Below are 1,432 nucleotides of genomic sequence, written 5' to 3' on the forward strand. Positions count from 1 at the left end.
TTGCGGCCAGAGTTTCGGCCCAGGGGGCTCGGAACAAAATTGTGCAGAAAACGCTAACAAAATTGTGCAAACCAACGGGTTAGCGTGGGGAGGCGGTTCGAGCCTTTATTATAGACATAAGCGCAGTTATGTCTAAAGTATCGCCAAGAAAATTGTATATATAACGTATTACGTAGTAATATTTATCAACATTTCTGTTTTTTTCTCCCTATGCCCGCTGCCGACCTGGATCTGACCGACGCCGCGCTGCAGACCGCCATGGCCAACGACATTGCCGAGCTACGCAGTCGCTTCCCCGAGACCCGCGCGTTGTACCGCGAGGTCTGCGGCCTGCTGTTCTTCCGCTACGGCGTCACGCCCACCGCCAACAAGCTCTACAGCCTGGTGCGCAAGGGCAGCATGGGCACGCCGGCGGAGGTGCTGCAGGCGTTCTGGCAGGAGTTGCGCGGGCGCACGCGCGTCACCATCGACCATCCGGACCTGCCGGAGGCGCTCAAGTCGATCGCCGCCAATGCGGTGCAGACGATCTGGCAGGCGGCCAACGAGGCCGCGTCCGCCGAGCTGGCGACGCTGCGCGCGGAGGCGCGTCACGCCGCGAGCGAAGCGGAAGCCGAGCGGGATGCGGCGCGCGCGGAGACGGCGGCCGCACGCGAGGATGCTGCGGCGATCGCGGCCCAGCTGGCCGAAGCCCGGCAGGCGCACGACACCGTGCAGGCGGAGCTGGCCGCCGAGCGACAGGCCCACGCCGCCACGCAGGCCCGGCTCGAGGCGGGGCGGACGGAACTGGAGGCGGGCCGGCGCCAGCTGGACGCGCTGCGCACCCAATTCTCGACCGAGCTGGAGCGGGCGCGCGAGGCGGTAACGCTCGCGCAGGAACGCGCCGAAGCCAGCGAGCGGCGCAGCTTGCGCGAACTCGACGCCGAGCGCACGGCGCGCCAGCAGAGCGAACGCACGGCCGAAGCGTTGCGCGGTGAACTGGCGGCGGCACGCGGCGAGGCGCGTGATGCGGCCGTGGCGCAGGCGGAGGGCCGGGCTAAGCTGGAAGCGCAGGCCGCGGCGCTAGCCGATCGGCTCGCGGTGGCCGAGCAGGCGCAGCGCAAATCCGTCAGCGACCTGGACACCGTGCAGGCGGAGCTCGCGGCGGCGCAGCGCCGGGCCGAGCGCGCCGAGGCCGAAGCGGCGCTGGTGCGGCAGCTGCTGGCAGAGTTGCGGCTGGCGCCGCCTGAGCGAGACGGTGGTGCGCGGCGGCGCAAGGCCGGGAGCCGGCTAAACGAAAAGCCGGGCGAACAACTGGACGAAAATCAGGGGGCGCCGACGGCCTCCCTCACCCCGGAAGATGGCAGCGAGAGCAGTCACAGAAGCGACAGCAGCGATGACAGCAAAGACTGAGCGGGCGGCGGCGATCCGCTGGATCCAGGATCAGATGGCCGAC

At 68.5% G+C, this 1,432-nt stretch carries 1 protein-coding gene; it reads left to right on the forward strand.

All coding sequences use genetic code 11. From position 1 onward, the window contains the following. The first annotated feature begins 210 nt into the window (after positions 1–210). A complete protein-coding gene (locus tag AC3WRR_RS36025) occupies positions 211–1,389 on the forward strand; it encodes a DNA-binding protein (RefSeq protein WP_058697628.1) in 1,179 nt (392 codons plus the stop codon). Positions 1,390–1,432 lie beyond the last annotated feature (43 nt).

The sequence above is a fragment of the Cupriavidus sp. FW305-3-2-15-C-LB2 genome (assembly GCF_058787575.1).

What these genes read in the sequence shown, in the direction of transcription:
- AC3WRR_RS36025 (WP_058697628.1), top strand. Translation starts at nt 211, where the DNA reads ATGCCCGCTGCCGACCTGGATCTGACCGACGCCGCGCTGCAGACCGCC.